The 6684-nt window shown below is 67.6% G+C and carries 10 protein-coding genes; 5 read left to right on the forward strand and 5 right to left on the reverse strand.

Features of this window, described 5'->3' with window-relative positions:
* Positions 1–6: 6 nt before the first annotated feature.
* The gene (locus AO501_RS14875) at positions 7–798 is read right to left on the reverse strand and encodes a pyrimidine reductase family protein (protein ID WP_055578445.1); all 792 of its coding nucleotides are present in this window, start codon (positions 796–798) and stop codon (positions 7–9) included.
* Here AO501_RS14875 and zapE point away from each other — a divergent pair.
* The gene (gene zapE / locus AO501_RS14880; RefSeq protein WP_055578465.1) at positions 797–1891 is read left to right on the forward strand and encodes a cell division protein ZapE; all 1095 of its coding nucleotides are present in this window, start codon (positions 797–799) and stop codon (positions 1889–1891) included. The genes AO501_RS14875 and zapE overlap by 2 nt on opposite strands.
* On the opposite strand, the gene AO501_RS14885 is transcribed toward zapE, so the two are convergent.
* The 3 genes from AO501_RS14885 to AO501_RS14895 form a co-directional block, all read right to left on the reverse strand.
* Positions 1869–2366 (reverse strand): GNAT family N-acetyltransferase, encoded by a 498-nt coding sequence (locus tag AO501_RS14885; protein WP_055578466.1) that lies wholly within the window; start codon positions 2364–2366, stop codon positions 1869–1871. The genes zapE and AO501_RS14885 overlap by 23 nt on opposite strands.
* Position 2367: 1 nt before the next feature.
* Positions 2368–2892 carry a hypothetical protein gene (locus AO501_RS14890; protein ID WP_055578446.1) on the reverse strand — a complete coding sequence of 175 codons (525 nt, stop codon included), beginning with the start codon at positions 2890–2892 and terminating at the stop codon, positions 2368–2370.
* Positions 2893–2971: 79 nt separating this feature from the next.
* Positions 2972–3703: a Clp protease N-terminal domain-containing protein gene (locus AO501_RS14895; RefSeq protein ID WP_055578447.1), complete on the reverse strand. Its 732-nt coding sequence runs from the start codon at positions 3701–3703 to the stop codon at positions 2972–2974.
* Positions 3704–3873: 170 nt separating this feature from the next.
* Here AO501_RS14895 and AO501_RS14900 point away from each other — a divergent pair, with 170 nt between their 5' ends.
* Both AO501_RS14900 and AO501_RS14905 read left to right on the forward strand, forming a co-directional pair.
* Positions 3874–4164 carry a DUF732 domain-containing protein gene (locus AO501_RS14900; protein WP_231752492.1) on the forward strand — a complete coding sequence of 97 codons (291 nt, stop codon included), beginning with the start codon at positions 3874–3876 and terminating at the stop codon, positions 4162–4164.
* 247 nt (positions 4165–4411) lie between these two features.
* The gene (locus AO501_RS14905; RefSeq protein WP_231752493.1) at positions 4412–5320 is read left to right on the forward strand and encodes an alpha/beta fold hydrolase; all 909 of its coding nucleotides are present in this window, start codon (positions 4412–4414) and stop codon (positions 5318–5320) included.
* A 46-nt stretch (positions 5321–5366) separates the two neighbouring features.
* On the opposite strand, the gene AO501_RS14910 is transcribed toward AO501_RS14905, so the two are convergent.
* On the reverse strand, positions 5367–5591 hold the full coding sequence (locus AO501_RS14910; protein ID WP_055578450.1) for a DUF2510 domain-containing protein: 225 nt from the start codon (positions 5589–5591) through the stop codon (positions 5367–5369).
* 165 nt (positions 5592–5756) lie between these two features.
* Between AO501_RS14910 and AO501_RS14915 the strand changes: the two genes are divergently transcribed.
* A complete protein-coding gene (locus AO501_RS14915; RefSeq protein WP_197419849.1) occupies positions 5757–5900 on the forward strand; it encodes a hypothetical protein in 144 nt (47 codons plus the stop codon).
* Positions 5901–6094: 194 nt separating this feature from the next.
* Positions 6095–6684 (forward strand): DUF732 domain-containing protein (locus AO501_RS14920; RefSeq protein WP_055578452.1); only part of this gene is annotated, 590 nt, incomplete at its 3' end.

A 6684-nucleotide genomic window follows, 5' to 3' on the forward strand; every position in this document is an offset into this window, starting at 1 on the left:
CGCTGGCTAGTTCTTGACGTAGCGCGTGTAGAGATAGCCGGCGTCGTCGGTCAGGACGTGGGCGCACCGCATCCGCGTCGCCACCTGCCCGGGTCCCGCGGCGATCCGGTGCGCCTGCCCGCCGACCACCAGCGGCGCGATCGTCAGGCACAACTCGTCGAGTAGGTCGGCCTCGATGAACGCGCCGAGCAGCGTCGGCCCGCCTTCGGTCAGCACACAGCGCAGGCCACGGTCGGCCAGCGCGGCCACCAGCACGGACACGTCGACCTCGGCGGGGTCGTCACCCGAGCAGTCGACCACCTCAGCGCCGAGCCCCACCAGGTGGCGGCGGGTGTCGCCGGCGGCCGCAGTGCAGGTCAGGATCAGCGGCGGCACCTCGGTACGGGTGAACACCCCCAGGTCGCGGTCCAGGTGACCGGACTTCGTGACGATCGCCAGCGGAGGGATTTCGCTCTGGCCCCGGGCCTGGCGTTGCTGACGCTGCCCGACGCTCAGCTGCGCGCCCGAGTAGCCCTCCGACCGCACCGTGCCGGCGCCGACCACGATGACGTCGGCGAGTTCGCGCAGCACGACGAAGACGGCCCGGTCACCGGGCCCGGCCAGCGCGCCGGACAGACCCTCCACGGTGGCGCCGCCGTCGAGGCTGGTGATGAAGTTCGCGCGCACGCAGCTGCCCGTTGCGGGGTAGCCGTACAGCTGGGGCAACTCGTCGTGGACGAGTTCGCGCTGTGACCCGAGAAGTTTCAGGGACGTCTCGGCGGCCAGGCCGGATGCGATGCCGGCCTCGAAGTCGGGCATGTGGTCGATTGCAGCACGTCGCTACAGTGCCACCATGCACGGGTCCATCTCTTCGGCCGCGGTGGGTCATCTGGTGGACCGGCAGCCGGCGGTGTCACCGGAGCGGTTGATCGCCCAGCTGCGGCCGCCGCCGACGTTCGCGCAGGTGAGCTTCGCGAGCTACCGGCCCGATCCGGCAGAGCCGACTCAGGCCGCGGCGGTGGTGTCGTGTCAGGAGTTCTGCCGGCAGGCGCAGGAGCGCCGGGCCGGGCGTAAGAAGCTGTTCGGCCGACGGGAGGTGCTGCCCGGGGTCGGTCTGTACCTGGACGGCGGGTTCGGAGTGGGAAAGACGCATCTGCTGGCGTCGGCCTACTACGAGCTGCCCGGTAGCGGACCGGGCGTCCTCGACAGTCCCAAGGCGTTCGCGACCTTCGGTGAGCTGACCCAGCTGGCCGGGGTGTTCGGGTTCGTCGAGTGCATCGACTTGTTGGCCGGCTATACCGCGGTGTGCATCGACGAGTTCGAGTTGGACGATCCGGGCAACACCACGCTGATTTCGCGGATGCTTTCCTCGTTGGTCGAGCGGGGCGTCTCGGTGGCGGCAACGTCTAACACCCTGCCCGAGCAACTCGGCGAGGGCCGGTTCGCGGCCCAGGATTTTCTGCGCGAAATCAACACGCTGGCAAGCATTTTCACCACGGTGCGAATCGAAGGTCCGGACTACCGGCACCGCGACCTGCCGCCGGCGCCGCCGCCGCTGACCGATGACGAGGTTGCCGCACGTGCCGCGGAGGTCGCCGGCGCGACGCTCGATGATTTCGACGCGCTGTGTGCGCACCTGGCCACCATGCACCCGTCGCGTTACCTGACGCTGATCGAGGGTGTGACCGCGGTGTTCGTGACCGGCGTGCACGCTCTGGATGACCAGAATGTGGCGCTGCGACTGGTGGCGCTGACCGATCGGCTCTATGACGCCGGCATCCCGGTGGTGGCTTCGGGGGCCAAGCTGGACACCATCTTCAGTGAGGAGATGCTGGCCGGTGGCTACCGGAAGAAGTATCTGCGGGCCACCTCACGGCTGCTCGCCCTGACTACCCGACCGCCCGGGTCATGACGTAATCGTTCTCCAGATGGGGACCCAGGCGAAACGTTCGGGTGCCACTGACCTCGAACCCGGACTTGGCGTAAAAGCGTTGTGCCCGTTGGTTCTGCTGGTTGACGCCCAACCAGACCCGGTGGGCGCCCCACGCGGCCGCGCGGACGAGTGCCGTGTGCATCAATGCCGCGGACACCCCGGTGCCGTGAAAGTCGGGATGCGTGTAGAGCTTTGACAGTTCCACCGGCTCATCTGGTGCGCCGCGAATCAGCATGGCGTAGCCGATGATTCGGCCGTCCAGGCGGGCGGCCAGGATTTCGCGCTGCGGGTCGGCCAGGTATTCGGCGAACCGGGCGGGGGACAGGTGGGCGTCGACGAACGCGGCGATGTGTTCGGGCGCCACCGCGGGTGGGCATGCCAACGGAAAGGTCTGGGCCGCAAGGGTGGCGAGCTCGCCGGCGTCCGCCGCAGCGGCGCTGTCTACCTGGTGCAGGTCACAGGTTCCACTGCGCGAGGTGCTCACCGGTCTTGCGGTCCAGCAGGACCACCACCGACACCGGGTCGCGGTAGGCGTCCCAGTACACCCCGCCCCGGACTACCGCACCCTGCGGTGCGTTGCCCAGGGCGGCGTCCAGCCAGTCGGGTGCGTCGCACGGCCGCGGCTTGTAGGCGTCGGCGAACGGCGTGACGCCATCGAAGCTGAAGTTGGTCGCCATGATGTAGGAGTTGGGCACCCGGACCGCGCGCACCACCACGTCGGCGCGGTTCACCGCGCTGTCCGGGAAGCTTTTCACCGGAACGCCGCTGCGCGTGTAGCCGAATCCTGGTGGCGGGTCGACCGGTACGACGCTGGTCACGGTGACGTCGGCGACGTAAGTCCCGGTGTCCACCCGCAACGTGTCGCCGATGTGGCCGATCGGTGCGTCACCGGCCCGCGCGCGGGGGAGGGCGGCGTCTACCGACAGCACGCCCGCCGCCGTGACGAGGAAGGCGGAAAGGACGATCAGCCAGCGGTGCATCTTCGCCTCCTGGGCTGCCTGTTCTCCGGACCTTCGCATGATTACACACGGGGCTTCACCGCGGGCAGGGTTGGCCCCTTCAGGTCTGGTCGGCCGGGGGAGTGGTGAAGGCTTCGAGGGCGGCGGCCAGATCGGCTTCGACCCGCTCCTTGTCCACGCCCGCGCGGTGCAGCGGGCCGGCGCCGTCCTCGGCTTCGAGCAGTGCCAGCAGCAGGTGCTCGGTGCCGATGTAGTTGTGGCCCAACCGAAGTGCTTCGCGGAAGGTCAGTTCGAGGGCCTTGCGGGCGGGGCCGCTGAAGGGAATCAGCGCCGGCGGTTCGTCGGCGGGGGCGGGCAGCTGTACGGACTTTTGCAGGGCCTCGGGGTCGATCTTCTGTTGACGGATCAAAACGGTGGCCAGCGCCGAGGGGTCGCTGAGCGTGCCGAGCAGCAGATGGTCGGGGGTGATCAGGTCGTTGCCGGCCTTGTGTGCGGCATTCTGCGCTGCCACGACGGCGTTCCGGGCCCGTGGGGTGAATCGGGAGAAGCCCTGCTCCGGGTCGAGCGGGGTGGCATCGGCCTTGGGGACGAACCGCTTCTGGGCGGCCTGTTTGGTGACTCCCATGGCCTTCCCGATGTCCGTCCAGGAGGCACCCGAGCGGCGGGCCTGATCGACGAAGTGTCCGATGAGGTGATCGGCGACTTCGCCGAGACTCTCCGCGGTGAGGACGGCGTCGGTGAGTTGGTCCAGAGCGTCGCTGTGGACTTGTTTGATGGTGTCGATCAGCTCGTCGAGGCGGACGGGGTGTGCGATCTTGGTGGGCTCGACCATGTCGTCAACGTTAGGTTGACGCTCTGCTGGTGTCAACCTCGGGTTGACGGCCGGTCGTGAAAGTTCACCTGCCGTTCGTCACCGCTCGAGATGCGGGCTGACCACCGCTTTGGGAGAATCGCTGGGCTATGAGAATCCTTCTTTTCGGGGCTGTCGCGACAGCGGCTGTCATGGGCCTGGCGCCTGTGGCGCATGCCGATGCCAACCAGGACCAGGCGTTCCTGGTTTCGCTGGGGGCGGCCGGTCTTACCTACCGAGATCCCGAGAGTGCCATTGCGGCCGGCAAGAAGGTGTGCGAGATGGCCAACGAGGGCAAGACCGGGGTTGAGGTCGTCAAGGTCCTCCAGGACGGCAACCCCGGTCTGACGCAGGTGAATGCGGCCCGGTTCACCGCGATCTCGGCCGGCGTGTACTGCCCGGCGCAGCTGCCTCCCGCGCAGCCGGCCGGCAACGGCGGCTGATTCTCGGGCGTCACTCCTGCGGCTGGGTGGTACTCGGCCCAGCCGTGATTGCCAGAGTGCAGCGAAACTGTTGGAGCGCAGAGTGATTGCGGCCAGCGGGGAACACATGTCTAGCCAGTGCGTGCGCACCGGTATACCAATAGGAGCTGATGGCACCGGCACGCGCGAGGGAGGATGACGTGATGACGCAGGACAACTGCCGATGAGGACAGGGCTGGCCGCGGGCGCGGCACTGGGCAGCGGCGGGTTGCTCGGCTGGGCGGGACTGCGGGCCCTGGTCGGGTGGATCGAGCGAAACCCGGATCCGCTGACGCGCGAGCAACTCCTTGCGGAACCGCAGGGCGAGGAGGTCACGATCACCCGCCCGGACGGGACCGTGCTGCGCGCGTTAGCGGCGGGCGAGGGGCCGCCCGTCGTGCTCGTGCACGGCTACAGCGTCACCCTCGCCGAATGGAACGTCGTGTGGGATGCGCTGTTAGACAGGGGATATCGCGTCATCGCTTTCGATCAGCGAGGCCACGGCCGGTCGACGCTGGGTGCGGAGGGGATCGGCTCACAGCCCATGGCAGCCGATATCGCCGCGGTGCTGGAACATTTCGACGTCGCCGACGCGGTGATCGTCGGCCATTCGATGGGCGGCTTTGTCACCATTCGCGCCCTGCTGGATCATGCCGCCGTCTCGCAGCGATTGCGCGGACTGGTGCTGTTCGCCACCTGGGCCGGCCGCGTCTTGGATGGAGCGCCGCAGAACAAGGTGCAGATTCCCTTGCTGGAACGCGGCATCATGCAGCGTTTGATCCGCTACCGGACGTTCGCGATGCTGTTCGGCGCGGCCCAATGCGGTGCGCGCCCCTCCCCGGCGATGGCCTCGGTGTTCACCGAGGGCTTCCGCCAGCACGTCGACGAGCACGGGCCGCTGCTGCCGATCGTGCGGGCGTTCTCTCGCGAAGACCGCTACCCGAGGCTGGGCGAAATCACGGTGCCGACCGTGGTCATGGTCGGAGCCTCCGACCGCACCACCCCGCCCATTCACTCGCGCCGGATGGCCGACGGCATTCCCGGGGCCCGTCTTGTCACCGTGCCGATTGCGGGGCACGCGCTGAACTGGGAAGCTCCCGATGAGCTGGTCAAGGTCATCGAATCGCTGACAGCGTAGGGTTGACTGCCACTGAGCTGCAACAGATTTGGGGATCGGACAGTACTCAGCCGCCCGGCTTGGTGGCCTGCGTCCAGGCTTGGCCGTCGAAGTAGCGCAGCAGATTCGGTTTCGACGGGTCGGGGTACCAGCCCGCGGTCGATTGCCAGGCGTGTGGAACGTAGGGCTGGGATTTGGGCGACCTGGTCAGGCGCACCACCAGCGCGACGAGTCCGCCGATGAGGCCGAGACCGACCAACCCGACCACGATCAGGATCACCAGCAGTGACATGGGTGGTCATTCTTCCAGTTTCTGGGCCAGTCGGGGTTGCGTCGGTGTCGCGTTGCGGCGAATCATCAACGCCATGGGCGGGGGCGGTCGCAGTTTCCTTGGCGCTGATGGGCGAGTGTGACCCTCAAACGCATTGACGAACTGAAGCCCGGCGACAGGATCCGCATGACGATCGGGCATGCCACCGTCGTCGAAGTCGAACCGCTTGACCGGGACCGCACAATGCTCACCTTCCGCTACGGGACGCGAAGGCCCGCCGACAACGACGTCACCGTCGATGTTCTCGAGGATGAGGAGTGGGGCTGGTAGTTACGGACGTGTGGTCGGTGCGGCAGAGATCGCACTTTCGTCCGGTCTTCTGTCGCCTTGCAAAGCGCACGAAAAGACTCGCCGAGTTTCTGCGCAGGGTGATTTTAATGGTTAACGTGCGGTAAACTAAGTGCTAACTCCCGGTGTATCAGGGAGGCCGAACCACTGCGCCTCGAGCAAGTCGGAGCCCTGCCATGTTGCCTCGCATCACTGTCGCTGCCAGGTCCTTTATCGCCGCGGTCTCGCTCCTGAACGGCGCCGCAATCGTCTGCGCCGGCACCGCGTCGGCTGACCCGAGCCAGGACGAACAGTTCCTGGCCCTCCTCGACCAGAAGGGCGTCTCGGCGCTCTCGGGCGTGCCGGCCCTCATCGCCACGGCGCACCAGATATGCGGCGGTCTGTCGTCCGGCGTGTCGGCGGACGCCTTGGTGCAGGCGCTGGTCGACACCGCGAACGACGTCACTCCTGGTGCTGACCCGGCCCGCCTCTTGCGTACCGAATCACGATTCCTCGACGCGGCAGTGGAGGCCTACTGCCCGGCCAACCGAGGACGGGTGGTGTTCACCCATCCCGCAGGATGGAATCAGCCGAAACATGTTGTGGTGCTTGCTTCTTCGGTGATCAAACAGACCAATCCGGAGATCCCGACTCCGCCGGGGCCGGGAGTTGACGCTCAGAACCTCACGCCGCCGGCGGCGGTGGCCCCTACGCCACGGAAGACGGCACCCCCCGTGCTCGGCCCTCCGCCCGGGGGTGGCGGTGGCGGGGGAGGCACCGCCACCCC

The organism is Mycobacterium gordonae (genome assembly GCF_001417955.2).
In the GTDB taxonomy this organism is placed as follows: Bacteria; Actinomycetota; Actinomycetes; order Mycobacteriales; family Mycobacteriaceae; genus Mycobacterium; species Mycobacterium gordonae_B.